This is a genomic window from Jannaschia sp. W003 (genome assembly GCF_025144335.1).
Classification (GTDB): Bacteria; Pseudomonadota; Alphaproteobacteria; order Rhodobacterales; family Rhodobacteraceae; genus Jannaschia.
Map to the genome: position 1 here is coordinate 394184 of NZ_CP083539.1, position 18993 is coordinate 413176.

The window sequence follows — 18993 nt, forward strand, 5'->3', positions numbered from 1 at the left end:
CATGACGGAATCGCCCACTTCCCCCGCGGCCGGATCCGATGCCCCCGCGCCGGGCGACCGCACGGTCGTCCTCCGCGGCCTTCTGCGCAGGACCAGCGTCCTGGCGGCGTTGGTCCTGCTGGTGATCGTGTCGTCCTTCCTCAACGATCGATTCCTCAGCGTGCCAAACCTGATGAACGTGCTGCGGCAGGTCTCGATTGTCGGCATCCTCGCGGTGGGCATGACGTTCGTTATCATCACCAAAGGAATCGATTTGTCAGTGGGATCGATCCTTGGCGTCTCGGTGGTCCTGTTCGCCGGCCTGCTGGAAACCCAGAGTATGGCGGTAGCGATCCCGCTCGGCATTCTCGCAGCGATGGGACTTGGGCTGGTCAACGGCGTCGGGGTCGCCCTCGCGGGCATCCCGCCCTTCATCATGACGCTGGGCACGCTGTCCTTCGCGCGGGGGCTGGCGTTCATCTACACCGGCGGCACGCCGATCCCGATCCTCGACGAGGCCTTCTACGACCTCGGCAACGGCTACACCTTCGGGGTGCCGAACCCGACCTTGATCCTGATCGCCACGCTGGTGATCAGCGGCGTGGTCCTTGCGTTCACGCCCTTCGGCCGCTCGGTCTACGCGATCGGCTCGAACGAGGACGCCGCGCGCCTGTCGGGCGTTCCCGTGGGAGCCTACAAGACTGCCGTCTACGTCATCTCGGGCGGCGTGGCAGGGGTCGCCGGGTTGGTCTACGCCTCGCAGCTCAGCGTCGGCACGCCCATCGCGGGGCAGGCCTACGAGCTCGACGCCATCGCCGCGGTGGTGGTCGGAGGGACCAGCCTGTTCGGCGGCAAGGGCTCAGTGGCGGGAACCTTCGTGGGCACGCTCATTATCGGGGTGCTGGCGAACATCCTGAACCTGACCGGGGTCGATCCGTTCGTGCAGCAGCTCTTCAAGGGCGCGCTGATCGTGGTCGCGGTCTTCATCATGGCCCGGTCGAGCCGGACGTGAGTGCCCCCGCCGCCCGACGTCGGCTCGTCCGCGCCCCCACCGCGCGGCAGATCGAGAGGGCGCTCCGGCGCTGCGACGGCAGCCGCACCGCTGTTGAGGCGCACGTCACGCCCGAGCGAATGCTGCGCTACCTCCGGGCGCTGAGCGACGCGCCCGCTCCCTCCGGCGCCGCCTCGCTCCTGCGCGCGCCTGTCCTGCGTGCGCTGCTGGAAGACGACGACGCGCTTCGAGCCAACCTCGCGCTCGACCCAGACTATCGTGGCACGGGCACGGCGGCGCTCTCGGTCGGCACGGGCGCAAACTCAGGGCTCTGGTACGTCGCCCACCTCGACACCATCAGCTACCTTGTCCATCCCGCGCAGGGGGGCAGGCACCCGCTCGTGCCGTTCTGCTATCACCTGACCCAGAGCGGCGAGCGCCCGGCACGGGCGCTGCGCTACGACTTGGACGCGGCGGCCTTCCGCACCGTGGCCGAGGGAACGCTAGTATCCGAGGCCGGTGCCCCGACCTTCCGCAGCTCCCGCGGCACACCGCTGCGACCCGGAGACCGGGTGGTGCCGGTGGCACCCTTCGCGGCGGACGGGAGCGGACTGCTGACGGGGCATTTCGACAACGCCGGCGGCGTCGCAGCCTTAGCCGTGGCCGCGCCGGTCCTGGCTGCGATCGGCGCGGACGCCTTTCTAGCGATGCCCGACGAGGAGGAGGGACCGGCGGCGACGGGCAACCAGTCGATCGGCCGTGGCTCCGCCCGCCTCGTGGCGGCCGCGCCGGCGCCGCGCCTCGCGGTGGTGGTCGACATGCAGCAGACGGCCGCCGAGGGGAACGGTGGCCCGGAGGGGGCCGGCGTTCCCGGCGCCGGCGCGGTGCTAAGCGAGTTCTCGAGCCTCGCGCGAGGCGCGGTCACGCCTCCGGCGCTCTATGCAGCTGTGCGTACCTTCGCCGGTGCGCTCGGCTCGCGCGGGGCGAACGTGAAGGAGACCGCGAACCTCTATACCTCGCGCAGCGACGACGTGAGCGTGATGCAACGCAGCGACGCGATTGTCCTCCTGGGCTTTCCCGGGGCCGACCGGCACTTCGACCGTGCCTTCCCGACGGCGCACCTGGACGACCTGGTCAGCCTGTCGCGGGCGATCGTGTACATGTCCATGCTCGCAGCCGAGCTAGAGGAGGAGGCATGATCGACCTCGTGACCGTGGGCTGGCTCACGGTGGACGACATCGTCCTCGAAAATGGTACGTGCCGCAAGGCCATGCCCGGCGGCGGCGCGCTCTACTCGGCGATCGGGGCGGCCATCTGGAACCCGAACGTCGGCGTGCACGCGCCGGCGGGCCGGCCCCATGCCGAACGCAGCCGGGCCGGGATCGCAGGCTGGGGCCTCGACGTCGCCGGGATCGCCACCGCCGAGGGCAACGGGTTGGAGCTGTGGATGCTGCACGAGAGCGATGCGCACAAGCAGCAGATCATGAAGCTCGGCTCCTCCACGCCCCTCGACATGGATGCCGCACGGGGCGCCATGCCGGAGGCCTATACCGAGGCTTCGGGCATCCACGTCGCGCCTCAGGGACCGGAAAGCTCGATCCGCACCGTCGAGGCCCTGCGCCGTCCAGGTCGCAAGCTCACCATGGACATCCTCGCCGACGGGATGATCGACGCCAGCCGCTACGCTGACCTCTCCTACTTGGACAGCCTCGATGCGTTCCTGCCAAGCGAAGCTGAAATCGCACGCATTTGGGGGCCTGCCCGGATCGAGGACTGGCTCGCCGCCACAGCGCGGCGGGCCGGGGCTCACGTCGTCGGCAAGATCGGTGCCGAGGGCTCGCTGTTGGCCGAGGCGGGCAGAGGACGGATCGTCCATGTGCCGGCGCTCGAAGTCGACCTAGCGGACGCGACCGGTGCCGGCGACGCCTATTGCGGCGGGTTCCTTGCCGGGCTCGCGACCGGGCGGCCGCTCGTGGAATGCGGAGCGATGGGAACTGTGTCGGCCTCCTACGTGGTCGAGGCCTACGGCGCCCTGGCGACCCAGCGTCCGGACCCCGAGGCGCGGAACGCCCGCTATGCACGCGCGCTCGCCGGCGCCGCACCCATCTGAACGCGAGGATCATCCACCATGCCCGGAACTTCCAACGCCCTCCGCCGGATCTTCGCGTGCGAGCGCCCGCTGATCGGCAACGTCCACCTGCCCCCCCTGCCCGGCACGCCGCGCTACGCCGGCGCCCCGGTGACCGAGCTGCGTGAGATCGCACTCGCCGACGTGCGCGCCTACGAGGAGGGCGGCATGGACGGCTTGATGCTCGAGAACCACGGCGACATCCCGTTCCTCAAGCCCGAACGGATCGGCCCCGAGATCATCGCAGCAATGGCGGCCATCGTGGCGGCGGTGGCCGAGCGCACGGCGCTGCCCTTCGGCATCAACCTCTTGGCCAACCACGCCATGGGCGCCCTAGCTGTCGCTCACGCCACCGGCGCGCGCTTCGTGAGGGTCAACCAGTGGGTCAACGCCTACGTTGCCAATGAGGGTTTGGTAGAGGGTCCCAGCAGCGAGGCGCTGCGCTTCCGCCGCTGCATCGGCGCTGATGCCGTGGCGATCTTCGCTGACGTGCACGTTAAGCACGGGGCCCATGCCGTGACCGGCGACCGGGACGTCTCGGAACTGGCACGCGACACCGAGTTCTACGACGCCGACGTCGCCATCGCGACCGGCAACCGCACCGGCGATGCCATTCCGATTGAGGAGATCGCGGCGATCCGCGCCGGAACCGCGCTGCCGGTGATCGGCGGCAGCGGACTGACGCCCGGGAACGTGGCGGAGATCTTGCCGCATCTAGATGGCGCCATCGTCGGCTCGAGCCTCAAGCGCGGCGGTCACTGGTCAGGGCCGGTGGAGCGCGGTCGGGTCGAGGATCTCGTCGCCAGCGCAACGGATCTGCGCGACTCAAGGGACCGGGGCAGACGAACCGAGGACGATCGCGACGTAAACGCTTTGCGTAAGGCGACCTAGGCAACGTCGTTCCATGATCCGAACCCGGCTTGGCTAGCCATGGAACCTTGCTAGGTTTCAACGACGTGCGGCGACGGCTTGGTCAACCCTCGGCTGGAACTCCAGCAAGAGCAGGGATCCCGCCGAAATCATGCAGCTGCCGGGGCGGAACTGCTCCCCCGCCCCGTTCGCCTGGGTCTCAGCTGACCTCGAACAAAGCCGCCGCGCCCATGCCGCCGCCCACGCACATTGTTGCCACGACACGTTTGGCGCCGCGGCGCCTGCCCTCGATCAGCGCGTGGCCAGCGACGCGGGCGCCGGTCATGCCGTAGGGGTGGCCGATCGAGATGGCGCCGCCGTTCACGTTGAAGATCTCCGGGTCGATGCCGAGTTCGTCGCGGCAGTACAGGGCCTGGCAGGCGAAGGCCTCGTTAAGTTCCCACAGATCGATGTCGGCGACCTTCAGGCCGTGGCGCTCCAGAAGACGGGGCACCGCGAAGACGGGGCCGATGCCCATCTCCTCGGGCGCGCAGCCGGCGACCGCCATGCCGCGGTAGACGCCCAGCGGCTCGAGGCCCCGGCGGGCGGCCTCGGCGGCCTCCATCAGCACCATCGCGCTTGCCCCGTCGGACAGCTGGCTGGCGTTGCCGGCGGTGACCGTGCCGCCCTCGAGTACGGGCTTGAGCCCGGCGAGGCTGTCCAGTGTGGTGGAGGGCCGGTTGCCCTCGTCGCGGTCCAGCACGACCTCGTGCTTGGAGATCTCGCCGGTGGCCCGGTCCTTTACGGTCATGCGGGTCGTGAACGGCACGATCTCCCTGTCGAACCGCCCCGCCTCCTGCGCCGCCGCCGTCCGTTGCTGGGATTGCAGCGCGTACTCGTCCTGCCGCTCACGCGAGATGCCGTAGCGCTCGGCAACGACCTTCGCCGTCTTCAGCATTGGCATGTAGGCGTGGGGCACCTTCGCGGTGACGTTCGCGTCCTTCGCGGCCATGGCGGCGTCGAAGTAGGGGCCTTGCACGGCGCTGATGTTGTCCTGCCCACCAGCCAGCGCCACGCGCACGCCCTCGCACATGATCTGCCGCGCGGCGATTGCGATGGCGGCGAGGCCGGACGCGCACTGGCGGTCCACCGTGGACGCGCTCACCGAGTGCGGCAGGCCGGCGGCGAACACCGCGTTGCGCCCGAGGTTCATGCCGGCGGTCCCTGCGGCCAGCACGGTGCCGATCGTGGTGTCCTCGATCTCGGCGCCCTCCACGCCGGCGCGCTCCACGGCGTGGGCGATGGCGTGGCCCATCATGGTCGGGGACTTCGTGTCGTTGAGCGCGCCCTTGAACGCGCGGCCGATGCCGGTGCGGGCGGTAGAGACGATGACGGCTTCCTTCATGGGAGGCTCCTTCGGAAGGGGGACGGGGCCGGTCAGAAGACCGACGGGATGAACGTGACGATGCCGGGGAACGCGATAAGCAGGCCCAGCAGCACGATGTCGGCGACGAAGAACCACATCACGCCGCGGAACACGGTGGCGGCGGGCGCCGCGCGCCCCACGGTGGAGGAGAGCACGAAGACGTTGAGGCCGATGGGCGGGGTGATCATGCCCACCTCCAAGAGCTTTGCGACGAATACGCCGAACCAGATCACCTCGATGCCCGCGCTGGCCACCAGCGGCAGGAAGATCGGCAGGGTGATCAGCATTGCGCCGATCGGCTCCAAGAACATGCCAAGGATCAGGTAGACGGCCGCGATCATGACCAGCAGCAGCACCGGACTGGTGCCGAGCTGGTCCACCGCCCCGGTGATCGCGTCGCCCACGCCCGAGAGCGTCAGGAAGCGCGTCAGCATGCTGGCACCGATGGTGACGATAAAGAGGCTGCCGCAGGTGACGAGGGTCTCCACCACGGAGGTCTTGAAAGTGCGCCACGAGAGACTCCGCCGCGCTGCCGCCACGACCAGCGCCATCAGCGCGCCCACGGCGCCGGCCTGGGTGGCGGTGAACAGCCCGCCGAACAGCCCGCCGAGCACGGCGGCGATCAGCACGATCACCGGCAGGGCGCCGCCCAGGGCGGCGAACTTCTCGGCCCAGGTGACGCGCTCGGTGACGCGAGGCGCGAGCGAGGGGTCGAGGCCGACGCGCAGGAGGATCACGGCCACGTAGGCGGCCGCCGTGGCGACGCCTGCGCCGATGCCGCCGAGGAAAAGGTCGGTGATCGAGACCTGCGCGATCACACCGAACACGATGAGGAGGATCGAGGGCGGGATCAGCGCGCCCACGGTGCCCGCGGCGGCCACGGTGCCGCAAGCCAGGCTGGCGTCGTAGCGGTTGCGGAGCATCTCGGGGACCGCGACCTTGCCCATCGCCGCGGCGCAGGCGACGCTGGAGCCGGTCACGGCGGCGAAGCCCGAGCAGCCGAACACGGAGGCGATCGCCAGCCCGCCGGGCAGCCGCGCGAGCCACAGGCGGGCGGCGTCGAACAGGCCCCGCGTGAGGTCCGCGTTGTAGCAGACGTAGCCCATGAACACGAACATCGGCACCGACGACAGCGTCCAGTTCGAGATGAAGGTGTAGGGCACGACCTTTAGCATCCCCCACGACGCGCCGGTGCCGACGATGGCGACCAGCCCGGCGTAGGACACGAGGATCAGCGCGATCCCGATGTGCATGTTGGCGGCGATCAGGACGATCAGCCCCGCGATGCCGGCCACTCCGATCATCGCGTCAGACATGCTCCACCTCCGGGGCGTCGCCGTCAGCGGCGGCGGGCGCGAGGGCGTCCTCGCCCGTGGCGAGGCGCAGCGCGACCTTGAGGGCGAGCAGCAGCGCCATCGCGCCGAAGCCCGCGGGCAGCATGAAGAAGGTGGGCCAGACCGGGATCTTGAGGCCCTGCTCCACCACGAAGGCGCCCAGCGCGAGCTTGGCGAGGGCCTGCTCGAGGGACTGCCACAGCAGCATCGCGTAGGCCGCCGCCATCAGCGCGAGCACGAAGGTTTCCAACCCGAACCGCGCGCGGGGCGGCATGAGGTCGGTGAGGAGGCTGACGCCGATGTGGGCGCCCCGCCGCTCGGCGGCCAAGATCGGCAGGAAGGCCACCGCGATCATGTAGACGTTGGTGACCATCGCCGAGGTGATCGGGACGGGGCGGTTGAGGAGGAGGCTCGACAGGATGTCGAGGCTGATGTGCAGCATCATCGCCACCAGCCCCACAGCGGCGACCGCCAGAAGGGCCCGGTCCAACGCCCGGACGAGCCTCCGCGCGACGGCGGTGATCCGATCGGAGGCGCTGGACACGGGCCCGACCCTCACATGCCGTAGGTGGCGGGATCGAGCTTCGAGAAGATCTCGGCCCGGTACACCTCGGCGATCTCCTCGGGCGTCCACTCGCGGTCGAGCGGCAGCAGCCCCTCGTACTTCGCGACCAGCTCGCGGAAGCGCGCGATCTTGCTCTCGGCGTCCTTCAGCCCGTGGGTGTCGGTGGCGATGGCGACGATGTTGGCGAGGTCGGCCTCGATGGCCGCATCGGACTTCGCCAGCATCTCCGGCGAAGCCTCGTGCAGCGCGATGCCCTGCTCCTCGGCCATGGCCAGGTTCTCGGCCACGTCGCTGGCGAACTTCCAAGTGGTCGCGGCGTTGCCGAGCGCGGCGGCGTCCATGTAGGCGCGCCGCTCCTCGTCGGTGAGCGAGCGCCAGAAGTCGCGGTTCACGCTCATCACGTCGAGCCCGTGCACGGTGCCGCCGGGCATGTTCACGGTGACGTCCGTGGCCACGTCGATCAGGCGGATCGAGGTCAGCTCCGAGGGCGCGTTGAAGGCGCCGTCGATGGTGCCCTGGCTGACGGCCTCGAAGATCTCGTTGCCCGGCAGGCTGACGCCCACGGCGCCCATCGCCTCGGCCCAGCGGCTCCAGGCGCCCGAGGCGGCGCGGATCTTCTTGCCCGCCAGCTCCTCCTCGGTGGTCATGGGCGCGGTGCCGATGATCGCGTAGGCGCCCGTGGAGGCGTTGCCCAGCGGCACTTGGTTGTTGGCCATCCGCTCGGCGACGCAGGCCTCGCAGGTGAGGATGTACTCGCTCATGGCGCCGGCCATGGCGTAGGGGTTCTGGCCCAGCATCGCCATCTCGATGGGCAGCATCGCCTCGGGCAACTCCGAGGGGAAGTAGTTCAGCACGAGGTAGCCGCCGTCCACGATGCCGTCGCGGATGCCGCCGAAGGTCTGCACGAGGTCGAGCAGCGAGGGCGGGAACACCTTGACCTCGAGCTCGCCGCCGGTGCGCTCGGCCAGATCGGCGGCGAAGGCGTCGACGCCGTAGTGCGCGCCCGAGCCGGGCGGCACGCCGACCACGATCTTCACCTCGCGCGCCTCGGCGGCGGTGGTGGTGGCGGCGGTGGCGGCGAGGACGGCGAGGCCCAGCGCCGCGCCCGTGCCGCGAAGGTATGCGTTCAGTCTCATGGGTTGGTCTCCTCCCTGATGCGGCCGCCGTGATGGCGGGCCGGTCGTGCTCCCTTCGCCGCGGGGGCGGGCGTCACGTGCCCGTCCACCGCGGCGATCTCTTCTCGGCGAAGGCGCGGGCGCCCTCGCGCGCGTCCCCCGAGGCGATGACGCGCTCGAGGATCCCGTTCTGGCGCGGCCACAACTCGCCTTCCGGCCAGCGGCCCGCCTCCGCCACGATCCGCTTCGTGGCCGCCAAGGACAGCGGCGCGCCCTCGGCGACCTCGGCGGCCAGCGCGCGGGCGGCGTCCAGCGCCCCGCCCGGCGCCACGAGGCGGTTCACCAGCCCCCAGCGCTCGGCTTCGGCGGCCGGGATCGTGCGCCCGGTCAGCGCGCACTCCATGGCCACCGCGCGGGGCATCCGCTCGGGTAGGCGCACGAGGCCGCCCGATCCGGCAATCAGCCCGCGCCGCACCTCGGGCAGGCCGAAGCTCGCCGTCTCGGAGGCCACGATCATGTCGCAGGCCAGCGCGATCTCGAAGCCGCCCGCGAGCGCGTAGCCCTCCACGGCGGCGATCAGCGGCTTGGCGGGGGGCGACTGCGTCAGCCCGGCGAGGCCGCGTCCCGGCAGCTCCACCCGCTCGCCGGCGGCGAAGGCGTGGAGGTCCATGCCGGCCGAGAAGTGCCCGCCCGCGCCGGCCAGGATCGCGACCGAGAGGTCCCCATCGGCGTCGAGCGTGTCGAGCGCGGCGGCCACCGCCTCGGAGGTCTCGCGGTCGATGGCGTTGCGCCGCTCGGGGCGGTTCAGGGTGACCACGAGGATCGCTCCCTCGCGCTCCACGAGGACCTTCGCGCTCATGCCGCGGCCCTCAGGCGGGACCACAGGCCCATGCGGTCGCGGATCACCCGGCCCCCGACCACCTCTCCGTCCCGCACCCGCACGAGGCCGTTCACGTCCAGCGTCGCGATCGCGGGGCCGCTCGCGGGGGCGGGCAGGCCGCCGCGGAAGATGCCGCGCTGGCGGACCGAGAAGGCGACGCGGTCGCCCGCCGAGACGAGCTCGACCACCTCGGTGCCGGCCACGTCGAAGGCGAGCGGCTCGCCGGTGACGTGCTCGTCGTCGCAGACCACCGCGCCGGGGCGCGGCCAGCCGACGCCCACCCACTGGAGCACGGCCCGCTCGGCGGCCTCGTCGCGCGGGGCCGGCTCGACGTCCCAGGGCGCCACGGCAGGCCGGTCCACGGGGTCGACCGTGCCGGCCTTCAGCTGGCGGCGGCGGGTCATGTAGTCCTCCTGCGCCACGCAGCCCGAGAGGGCCGTGCCATCGCCGCGCCAGATGCCGACCCCGGACCACGCGGCGGCGCGGCCCTCGGTGGCGCCGTGCTCGCTGAACCACGCCGCGGCCCAGCCATCGCCGGCCAACGTCTCGTGCACGGTCATGCCGAGGCCGGGATAGGCCCGCATCTGCGCGTCCACCGCCGGCAGCCATGCCTCGTCGCGCCCCGCGAAGGTGACGTCGCCGATCCGCAGCGCGTAGTCCGGCGCGCAGATCGCGCGGGCCACGGCGGCGTCGTGGCCGTTGAAGTAGCCGACCACCCAGCGGCGCACGAGGGCAAGCACGCTCACCGGGAGGCCCCGTGGGCGCGGCGCAGCTCGTGCTTGAGCACCTTGCCGGAGGCGTTGCGCGGCAGGCTCTCGGCGAACACCACCCAGGAGGGGCACTTGTAGCGCGCGAGCGAGGCGCGCACGTGGTCCAGCAGCTCGGCCTCGGTGGGCGCGGTGCCGGGCTTCGGGACGACGACCGCCAGCGGGGTCTCGCCCCAGCGCGGGTGCGGCACGCCGATTACGCCCACCTGGGCCACGGCGGCGTGCCCGTTCAGCACGTTCTCGATCTCGGCCGGGTAGATGTTCTCGCCGCCAGAGATGATCATGTCCTTGTAGCGGTCGAACAGGAAAACGTGGCCCGCCTCGTCCAGGAAGGCCGCGTCGCCGGTGCGGAACCAGCCGTCCTCCACCAGCACCTCGGCGGTGGCCTCGGGGTTGCGCCAGTAGCCCCGCATCAGCATCGGCGTCCGCAGCCAAATCTCGCCCACCTCGCCCGCGGGCCGGTCGCGGCCCGTCGCCGGGTCGACCACGCGCAGCTCGACCCAGGGCAGGGCCGTGCCGCAGGACTTCAGGAGCGGCGCGAGGGGGCCGTCCGGGTCGTGCTCCTCGGGGCCGAGGCAGACCACGGTGCCGGAGGCCTCGGTCATGCCGTAGGCGTGCATGAAGCGGCAGCCCAGCGCGGTCATGGCGCGGCGCAGGAGCACGTCGCCCATGGGGGCGGCGCCGTACATCAGGAGCTCCATGCTCCCCATGTCGACCTCCGCGGCCTCGGGCGCGCCCAGCAGCGCCTGCACCACGGCGGGCACCATGAAGGTGTGCGTCACCCGGTGGCGCGCGATCCGCTCGACGATGGCGCCCACGTCCACGTCGGCCATCAGCACGGTGTGCCCGCCCGCCAGCATCGTGCTGGAGCCGTAGCCGCAGCCGCCGATGTGGAAGAGCGGCATCGCCACGAGGTTCACGCTGCCGGGCCCCATGCCCCAGGCGTCCGCGAGGGCGCGGGTGTAGCCCAGGCCCTCGTGCGTCAGCATCACGCCCTTGGGGCGCCCGGTGGTGCCCGAGGTGTAGAGGATCAGCGCCACTTCGTCCGGAGCCGCCGCGTGCCCCGGATCGGCGTCGCCGGCCGCCTCGCACATGGCGTCGAACTCGGGCCCCAGCCGCACCGCCTCCGCGTCCCCGGGCAGGAGCGTGGCGCCGGTGTCGTCTGCCAGGACCAGCGCCGGTTCGGCGTCGGCCAGGATCTCGGCGATCTCGCGCGGGGCGAGGCGCCAGTTGAGGCAGACCAGCGTGGCGCCGATCTTGTTGGCGCCGTGGATCAGCGCGAAGTACTCGGCCCGGTTGCGCGCGAGGATCGCCACCCGGTCGCCGGCGCCCACGCCGCGCGCCCGCAGGGCGTTGGCCGCGCGCGAGCTCGCGGCGTCGAGCTCCGCGAAGGTCCAGGTGCGCGCCCCGAAGGTCAGCGCCGGGGCGTCGGGGCGGCTGCGCGCATGGGCGCGCACGACGTCCGCGAAGCTCCCTGCCGCCGGGTTCCGCACCGCGCGCCCCATCTCAGTAGCTCTTGGGCAGGCCCAGCGAGTGCTGGGCGAAGAAGTTGAGTACCATCTCCCGGCTGACCGGCGCGGTCTTGTGGAGGCGGGCGATGAACCACAGGTCGGCCAGCCCATATTCCAGCGCCATGCCGTTGCCGCCGTGGACCTGGATCGCCTGGTCGAGCGCCACGAGCGAGGCGTCGGCGGAGGCGAACTTGGCCATGTTCGACGCCTCGCCCGCCTCGCCCGAGCTCTCGTCGTAGAGCTGCGCCGCGCGCGCCGTCATGAGTCGCGCCTGCTGCACGCCCACGTAGGCGGCGGCCAGCGGGTGCGAGACGCCCTGGTGCGCGCCGATGGGCGTGCCCCAGACCTTGCGCTCGCCGGCTTGGCGCGCGCCCTGCTCGATGGCGTAGCGGGCGATGCCGTTGTTGATGGCCGCCGCGCAGATGCGCTCGGGGTTGAGGCCCGAGAACAGGTGCTTGAGCCCCTCGCCTTCCGTCCCCACCAGAGCCTCGCGCGGGATCTGGACGTTGTCGAAGTAGAGCATGAAGCTCGTCTCGGGCACGTGGAGCGCGGTCTCGATCGGGGTCTTGCTGATGCCCTCCGCGTCCGTCGGCACCAGGAACAGCGACAGGCGCCCGCGTCCCCGCGCGTCCGGCTCCTCGCCGCGCGCCACCACCATGATCGCGTCCACCTCGTCCACCGCCGATGTCCAGTACTTGGCCCCGTTCAGCACCCAGCCGTCGCCGTCGGGACGCGCGACCGTGGAGACGTTGTGGGTGTTCGAGCCGGCATCGGGCTCGGTGATCGCGAAGGCGAGGCGCTTCTTGCCGGACGCCAGACCCGGCAGCCACGCGTCCTTCATCGCCTGGCTGGCGTGCCCCTGGATGATCGGCGCGCAGATCGAGCCGATCACGAGGCTCAGGATCGGGCAGCCCTGGGCGGCGACCTCCTCGACGATGACGTTGTAGTCGGCCATGCCGCCGCCGCCGCCGCCATACGCCTCGTCCACGTGGACGCCGATGAAGCCGGCCTCGCCCAGCGCGTCCCACAGCTCGACCGGCTTGGCCTTCCGGCGCACGACGTCCTGGAAGTACCGGCGCCCGAAGCCGCCGGCGAGCTTGCCGACGCTGTCGCGGAGCATCGCGTGGTGCTCGGCCGTGTCGACGAGGGTGGAGTTGAAGACCTGTGCCATTCGGATGCCTAGCCTGCCTGCATGGGGGCCGCGCCTTGCGGCCAGTCGTAGAAGCCCCGGCCCGACTTGGCGCCGAGATCGCCGCGCGCGACCATCTCCTCCAGGAGGCGGGGCGGCGCGAAGTGCGCGCCCAGCGTGCCGGCGAGCTGGCGCGCGATGTCGAGGCGCACGTCGAGGCCCACCATGTCGCTCAGGCGCAAGGGGCCGACCGGGTGGCGGTAGGCCGCCGTGACGGCGCGGTCGATGTCCTCGGGCGAGGCGACGCCGGCCTCGACCATGCGGATCGCCTCCAGCGCCTGCACGAGGTCGAGGCGGCTGGTGGCGAAGCCGGGGCTGTCGGCCACCACGGCGGTGCCCTTACCGATCGCTTCGGCGAAGGCGCAGGCGTCCGCCACCGCGCCCGCGTCGGTGCGCGGCCCGCGCACGATCTCCACCAGCTTCAGCGACCAGACCGGGTTGAAGAAGTGCATGCCCAGGAAGCGCGAGGGGTCCGCTACCGCACTTGCGAGGTCGTCGATCGACATCGCGGAGGTGTTCGTCGCGATCAGCCGCGGCGCGCGGGCGGCGATGCGGGCCAGCACCTCCATCTTGAGGGCGCGGCGCTCGGGGACGGTCTCGACGACGAGGTCCAGCGCCTCGGGGAGGTCGGCGGCATCGCCGTGCACCGCGATCCGGGCGAGGCGGGCGTCGGACTCGTCCCGCTCGACCTTGCCCCGCGCCACGGCGCCGTCCGCCGCCTCGCGCAGCGCGCCGCGCGCCCGCTCCACGCCGGCGGCGTCCGGCTCGACCAGGTGGACCGCGAAGCCCGCCATGGCGAACACGTAGACGATGCCCGTGCCCATCGTCCCGGCGCCCACGACGCCCACATGGCCCCGCGCGTCAGCCATCCTGCGCCACCTCCTCGGGCTGCGCGGCAGCGGGCGCGGAGCGGAGCGCGAAACCCTCGTAGCCCCCCGCCGCAGTCTCTTCCAGAATCCGGCGATAGGCCCGGATTCCCCCGGAATAGGGCATGAAGACGCGCGGCTTCCCGGCCATCTCGCCGCCATTGTAGAAGCTGTCCGCGGTCATGTAGAGCGTCTCGCGCGCGCGCTCCTGCACGTGCGCCGTCCAAGACTGCTCGGCCTCGGGCGTGGCCTCGATCTCGACCTCGCCCCGGCGCTTCATCCCCGCCAGGAGGTCCGTGAACCAGTCCACCTGCTCCTCGATCGAGACCATCACGTTCGACAGCACCGACGGCGAGCCGGGGCCGGCGACGACGAGCATGTTGGGAAAGCCCGCCGTGGCAACGCCGAGCTGCGTGAGCGGACCCTCGGCCCACTTCTCGCGCAGGAGCTGGCCGCCCCGCCCCGCGATCCGGGGCTTCAGGAGCGAGCCGGTGAGGGCGTCGAAGCCGGTGGCGAAGATCACCAGATCGAGGTCGTGGTGCGCCTTGGCGGTGCGGATGCCGCTCTCGGTGAACTCTAGGATCGGGAACTCCCGCAGGTCGGCCAGGGTCACGTTCGGGCGGTTGAACGCCTCGAAGTAGCCGCTGTCCACCGACGGGCGCCGGGTGCCGAAGTGGTGAGTGCGCGGGATCAGCTTCTCGCGGGTCTCGGGATCGTGGACGCGCTCGCCGATGCGGCGGTGCAGGAAGGCGGAGGCGACCGCGTTGGCCTCCGCATCGAGCAGGATGTCGGGATAGGTCAGTGCGAAGCCGAAGCCGAGCCGGTGATAGGCCGCCTCGAAGGCCGCCTCGCGGTCGGCCTCGGGCACGTCGAGGGTGCGGACCTTCGCCGGCTTGAAGCCCAGCCCCGTGGGCGAGTTCCGCATGAGCGCCCGGCGCGCGGCGTAGTCCGCCTTGACCGCGCGGTCCTCCTCGTCGGTGAGCGGCGCGTTGGCGGCCGGCACGCTGTAGTTGGCGGTGCGCTGGAACACGGTGAGATGCTCGGCCGACTGCGCGATCACCGGGGTCATCTGCATGCCGGAGCTGCCCGTGCCGACGATGCCCACGCGCTTGCCCGCGTAATCCACGCCGCCCTTGGGCCACTGGGCGCTGACCACGACCTCGCCGCGGAACGCGTCCTGCCCCGGATAGTCGGGCAGCTTCGGCGCCGAGAGCTGGCCGAGGCAAAGCAGCAGGAACCGCGCGCTCCAGCGCCGCCCGTCCTCGGTCTTGACGGTCCAGCGGGCGGCGGCCTCGTCGTAGTCGGCGCGCGCCACGCGGGCGTTCAGCACCACGTCGCGGCGCAGGTCGAAGCGGTCGGCGACGTGCTCGACGTATCGGAGGATCTCGGGCTGGGTCGGATAGCGCTCGGTCCAGCGCCACTCCTGCTCCAGTTCGGGCGAGAAGCTGTAGGAGTAGTCGTAGCTCTCCACGTCGCAGCGCGCGCCCGGGTAGCGGTTATGGTTCCAGACCCCGCCGATGCCGTCCGAGGCCTCCAGCACGGTGGCGCCGATCCCCGCCTCGCGCAGCGCGTGCAGCGCCCGCAGCCCCGCGAGCCCCGCCCCGACGATGAGTGTCTCGACCTGCTCCACCGGGCCGCTCCCTGCCGCATCCGGCGCGACTCGGCGCCGCGCCATACTCACCGATACAATCACATACTGACGAGTATTCTGGCTAGAAGTTTTTGCGCCGCCCGTAATCGCGGCAGCTGCGGACCCGGAGCCGGCGGGTGCCCTAGGGCGCGGATTCCACCTCGTCGCCCGCGAGGATGTGGAGGATGATCCCGGTCATCTTCCCGGACAGCGCTTCGGCCGTCAGGGGGCCGTCGGCGTGGAACCAGAACGTCGACCAGCTCACCGCGCCCACGATCGCAAAGGCGGCCACGCGCGGGTCGGGCAGGGCGACGCCGCCGTCGCGCGCCGCCCCGGCCACCAGCGTCTCCATCCGCGCCATGAACGTCTGGCGCAAGGCGGCGAGCTCGCGCGCGTGCTCGGGCAGGAGGTTCTTCTCCTCGCGGATGTTGACCGCGATGTTCTTCTGGGTCCGAAGCACCGAGGCCACGTAGCGCGGCGCGAACCGCTGCATCGTGGCGAGCGTGGGCGCGCCCTCTGCCAGCGCCGCCTCGATCTCATCGAGCGCGCTGCGAATGCCCACGCCACAGATCTCGGCCAAGAGCTGCGGCTTCGAGCCGAAGTTGGTGTACACGAACGGCTTGGTGACCCCAAGCCGCGCCGCCACGTCGTCGAGCGTGGTGTTGGTGTAGCCGCGCTCGTAGAAGAGGTCGGTGGCCGCATCGAGCGTGCGCTGGCGCTTGAGCGCCGCCACCTCGTCGCGCACCTTCGGCCTGCCCCGCCGCGCCGTCGTGTCAGTCATCCGCGCCTCCGCCCGTGTGGAGCGCCCCGGGGGAGCGCCATGCAGACGCTTGCGCGAATGCCTCCGGCGCATCATACCTGCCGGTAGCCACGCGTACCAGTCGGAAGCCGCCGCGATGCCCGTCGATCCCTGCTTCGACGACCTGCTCTCAGACCCCCGCAACACGGTGCGCCCGCCGCCCGCCCACGTGCCACTCGCGCGCGTCCGCGCGGCGGCCGACGCGGCGATGGCGCAGGGGGACGCGCCCGCCATGGCGAGCGTCCGCGACGATGCGATGCCCTGCGGCACCCACCACGTCCCGGTCCGCCACTACCGCCCCACCGATGCGGCCGCGCTGCCGGCGATCCTGTTCTGCCACGGCGGCGGCTTCGTGTGGGGCTCGATCGAGACCCACGACGGCCTCTGCCGCCGCCTCGCCGCCGCCACCGGCGCGGCGGTGGCGAGCGTGGGCTACCGGCTGGCGCCCGAGACCCCGTTCCCCGGCCCCGTGGAGGACGCCCGCGCCGCGTTGCGCCACCTCGCGGGGGCGGACGGCATCGACGGCGGCGCGCTCGCCTTGTGCGGCGACAGCGCCGGCGCCGCGATCTGCGCCAGCCTCGCCAAACTGGCCCCGCGCGACGGCATCGCGCTGCGCCACCTGGCCCTCCTCTACCCCGCCCTCGATCCGGCCTGCGACACGCCCAGCCAGCACGCGCTGGCCGATGGCCCGCTGCTGACCCGCGACGCGATGCGCTGGTTCTGGAGCGCCTACCTTGGGGACGCCGAACCGGGCGACGACCGCCTCCCCCTCCACCCCGCCGGGCTGGAGCACCTGCCCCCCACGATCATCGCCACCGCCGAGTTCGACCCCCTGCGCGACGAGGGCGCGGCGCTGGCCGAGCGGCTTCGCGCCCTCGGCACCGACGTCGTGCTGCGATGCGTGCCGGGCATGGTGCACGGCTTCCTGTCGCTGCCCGCCGCCTCGCCCGTCGCCGATGCGGCGATGCACGAGGTCCACGCCCGCCTCCGCACCGCCCTCGCCGGGAGATCCTGACATGGCCCGCCGCTTCATCGACCTTTCGGTCGCCCTCGACGCCGAGATCGTCTCCGATCCGCCCTTGATCCGGCCCGAGATCGAGTATCTCGGCCACGGCGACACCGCGGACCAAGTGGCCGGGTTCTTCCCCGGCCTGCGCCGCGACCAGCTGCCCCAGGGCGAGGGTTGGGCCATCGAGCGCCTGCGGATCGCCACCCACAACGGCACCCATCTCGATGCCCCCTACCACCATCACTCCACCATGAACCGCCGCCTCGTCCCCGGCGGCGAGCCGGCGGCCACGATCGACGAGGTGCCGCTGGAGTGGTGCTTCGCGCCCGGCGTGCGCATCGACTTCCGCCACCTGCCCGACGGCTACGTCGCCACCGCCGGCGACGTGGAGGCGGAGCTGCGGCGCATCGGCCACGACCTCGCCCCCCTCGACATCGTGGTGGTGAACACCGCGGCGGCCGCCCACTACGGCGCCGACGACTACATCCACCGGGGCTGCGGCGTGGGCCGCGAGGCGACCCTGTGGCTGCTCGAGCGCGGCGTGCGCGTCACCGGAACCGACGCCTGGTCCTGGGATGCCCCGTTCTCGCACACGGCTGCTCGCTGGAAGCGGGAGCGCGATCCCGCGGTCATCTGGGAAGGCCACCGCGCCTCGATGGAGATCGGCTACTGCCACATGGAGAAGCTCGCCAACCTCGACCAACTCCCCGACCACGGCTTCACGGTCAGCTGCTTCCCCTACAAGATCCGCGGCGCCTCGGCCGGGTTCACCCGCGCCGTCGCCATCCTCGAGGACGCCTAGGGTGCGCCTCGCCACCGTGGTCCACGAAGGCGCCGGGATCGTTGTGGCCGCCGCTGGCGAAGATGCGCTGGTGGATCTCACCCGCGCCTGCGGATTCCGCGACATGATGGCGCTGATCGAGGGCGGCCCGGCGGCGCTGGTTGCGGCGCGCGCCGCCCTCCAGCGGGCGCCGCGCATTCCGCTGGACGCCGTCGCCTTCCGCGCGCCCCTCCGCCCCGCGCAGCTGCGCGACTGCCTTGCCTTCGAGGCGCACCTCCTCAACGCCTTCGCCCGCGCCCGCGAGATGACGGGGCGCGCCTTCGAGATCCCCGACGTCTGGTACCGCCAGCCGATCTATTACAAGAGCAACCGTTTCTCGGTGATCGGCCACGGGGAGGACGTACGCTGGCCCGCCTACAGCGGGCACATGGACCTGGAGTTGGAGCTGGCCGCCGTGATCGGCCGCGGTGGGCGCGACATTTCCCCCGAGGAGGCGCCCGCGCACATCTTCGGCTATACGGTCTTCAACGACCTGACGGCCCGCGACGCGCAGATGGCTGAGATGGCCGGCCAGCTCGGCCCCGCCAAGGGCAAGGACTTCGACACCGGCAACGTGCTCGGCCCCTTCATCCTGACCGCCGACGAGGTGCCCCATCCGGCGGCGCTGGAGATGCGCGTCTCGGTGAACGGCGAGCGCTGGGGCGGCGGCAACTCCCGCGCCATGCACCACGACTTCGCGGCGATCATCTCTTATGTCTCCGCCAGCGAGACCCTCCACCCCGGCGAGGTGATCGGCTCGGGCACCGTGGGCACGGGATGCGGACTGGAGCTGGGCCGACGGCTAGCGGACGGCGACCGAATGGAGCTGTGGATCGAAGGGATCGGCACCCTCGCTAACCGCATCGTGCGACCGGGCCGGTGATGCACGGGGGACATCCGGAAACCGTGTGGCGGCGCAGGGCGCCGATCGCTCACCGGACATCTGAAGTGTATCGGATGGTCGTGGTAGATGAGCCTGACAACGAGGGATGCTCCTGGAACCCTGCCGAACCGTTGGACAACATCTTGAAATTGTGAGCGCCACCAATGGCGGAACGGTTGGGGTTGGACACAGTCAACTGATTGAACTAGAACGTCAATTTCTATCCTGCCGGGATCACCACTATCTCCCAGA

18 protein-coding genes are annotated in these 18993 nt (G+C 71.6%); 7 read left to right on the top strand and 11 right to left on the bottom strand.

What is annotated here, in order from left to right; all coding sequences use genetic code 11:
• Nucleotide 1 precedes the first annotated feature (1 nt).
• The 4 genes from K3554_RS01785 to K3554_RS01800 all read left to right on the top strand — a co-directional run bounded on the left by K3554_RS01785 (nt 2) and on the right by K3554_RS01800 (nt 3989).
• Complete coding sequence (locus tag K3554_RS01785) at nt 2-991, top strand: ABC transporter permease (protein ID WP_259942763.1); 990 nt, start codon at nt 2-4, stop codon at nt 989-991.
• Between the two features lie 119 nt (nt 992-1110).
• Nucleotides 1111-2169, top strand: a complete 1059-nt coding sequence (locus K3554_RS01790; protein WP_259942767.1) for a hypothetical protein — start codon at nt 1111-1113, stop codon at nt 2167-2169.
• Nucleotides 2166-3080: a carbohydrate kinase family protein gene (locus K3554_RS01795; RefSeq protein WP_259942770.1), complete on the top strand. Its 915-nt coding sequence runs from the start codon at nt 2166-2168 to the stop codon at nt 3078-3080. The genes K3554_RS01790 and K3554_RS01795 overlap by 4 nt, the downstream gene beginning before the upstream one ends.
• 18 nt (nt 3081-3098) lie before the next feature.
• Nucleotides 3099-3989: a BtpA/SgcQ family protein gene (locus K3554_RS01800; RefSeq protein WP_259942773.1), complete on the top strand. Its 891-nt coding sequence runs from the start codon at nt 3099-3101 to the stop codon at nt 3987-3989.
• A gap of 178 nt (nt 3990-4167) precedes the next feature.
• Here the strand turns inward: K3554_RS01800 and K3554_RS01805 are convergent, their stop codons facing one another.
• From K3554_RS01805 to K3554_RS01855, 11 genes are all read right to left on the bottom strand, one after another.
• Nucleotides 4168-5352 carry an acetyl-CoA C-acyltransferase gene (locus K3554_RS01805; RefSeq protein ID WP_259942775.1) on the bottom strand — a complete coding sequence of 395 codons (1185 nt, stop codon included), beginning with the start codon at nt 5350-5352 and terminating at the stop codon, nt 4168-4170.
• A 32-nt stretch (nt 5353-5384) separates the two neighbouring features.
• On the bottom strand, nt 5385-6689 hold the full coding sequence (locus K3554_RS01810) for a TRAP transporter large permease (RefSeq protein WP_259942777.1): 1305 nt from the start codon (nt 6687-6689) through the stop codon (nt 5385-5387).
• A complete protein-coding gene (locus K3554_RS01815; RefSeq protein WP_259942778.1) occupies nt 6682-7251 on the bottom strand; it encodes a TRAP transporter small permease in 570 nt (189 codons plus the stop codon). The genes K3554_RS01810 and K3554_RS01815 overlap by 8 nt, the downstream gene beginning before the upstream one ends.
• 11 nt (nt 7252-7262) lie before the next feature.
• Entirely contained in the window at nt 7263-8408 is a 1146-nt protein-coding gene (locus tag K3554_RS01820; protein ID WP_259942779.1) for a C4-dicarboxylate TRAP transporter substrate-binding protein, read from the bottom strand.
• A gap of 73 nt (nt 8409-8481) precedes the next feature.
• Nucleotides 8482-9246 (bottom strand): crotonase/enoyl-CoA hydratase family protein, encoded by a 765-nt coding sequence (locus tag K3554_RS01825; protein ID WP_259942781.1) that lies wholly within the window; start codon nt 9244-9246, stop codon nt 8482-8484.
• The gene (locus tag K3554_RS01830) at nt 9243-10013 is read right to left on the bottom strand and encodes a nuclear transport factor 2 family protein (protein WP_259942783.1); all 771 of its coding nucleotides are present in this window, start codon (nt 10011-10013) and stop codon (nt 9243-9245) included. Before K3554_RS01830 ends, K3554_RS01825 begins: the two co-directional genes overlap by 4 nt.
• The gene (locus tag K3554_RS01835) at nt 10010-11539 is read right to left on the bottom strand and encodes a long-chain-fatty-acid--CoA ligase (RefSeq protein WP_259942785.1); all 1530 of its coding nucleotides are present in this window, start codon (nt 11537-11539) and stop codon (nt 10010-10012) included. Before K3554_RS01835 ends, K3554_RS01830 begins: the two co-directional genes overlap by 4 nt.
• 1 nt (nt 11540) lies before the next feature.
• The gene (locus tag K3554_RS01840; RefSeq protein WP_259942787.1) at nt 11541-12716 is read right to left on the bottom strand and encodes an acyl-CoA dehydrogenase family protein; all 1176 of its coding nucleotides are present in this window, start codon (nt 12714-12716) and stop codon (nt 11541-11543) included.
• A gap of 8 nt (nt 12717-12724) precedes the next feature.
• Nucleotides 12725-13603, bottom strand: a complete 879-nt coding sequence (locus tag K3554_RS01845) for a 3-hydroxyacyl-CoA dehydrogenase family protein (RefSeq protein ID WP_259942788.1) — start codon at nt 13601-13603, stop codon at nt 12725-12727.
• Entirely contained in the window at nt 13596-15230 is a 1635-nt protein-coding gene (locus tag K3554_RS01850) for an NAD(P)/FAD-dependent oxidoreductase (protein ID WP_259942790.1), read from the bottom strand. Before K3554_RS01850 ends, K3554_RS01845 begins: the two co-directional genes overlap by 8 nt.
• A gap of 142 nt (nt 15231-15372) precedes the next feature.
• Nucleotides 15373-16011 carry a TetR/AcrR family transcriptional regulator gene (locus K3554_RS01855; RefSeq protein ID WP_259942791.1) on the bottom strand — a complete coding sequence of 213 codons (639 nt, stop codon included), beginning with the start codon at nt 16009-16011 and terminating at the stop codon, nt 15373-15375.
• A gap of 115 nt (nt 16012-16126) precedes the next feature.
• On the opposite strand from K3554_RS01855, the gene K3554_RS01860 reads away from it, so the two are divergent.
• From K3554_RS01860 to K3554_RS01870, 3 genes are read left to right on the top strand one after another with little or no spacing between them, the layout of a single operon-like run.
• The gene (locus K3554_RS01860; protein WP_259942792.1) at nt 16127-17044 is read left to right on the top strand and encodes an alpha/beta hydrolase; all 918 of its coding nucleotides are present in this window, start codon (nt 16127-16129) and stop codon (nt 17042-17044) included.
• A gap of 1 nt (nt 17045) precedes the next feature.
• A complete protein-coding gene (locus K3554_RS01865; RefSeq protein ID WP_259942794.1) occupies nt 17046-17840 on the top strand; it encodes a cyclase family protein in 795 nt (264 codons plus the stop codon).
• Nucleotide 17841: 1 nt separating this feature from the next.
• Complete coding sequence (locus tag K3554_RS01870) at nt 17842-18741, top strand: fumarylacetoacetate hydrolase family protein (RefSeq protein WP_259942796.1); 900 nt, start codon at nt 17842-17844, stop codon at nt 18739-18741.
• Nucleotides 18742-18993 lie beyond the last annotated feature (252 nt).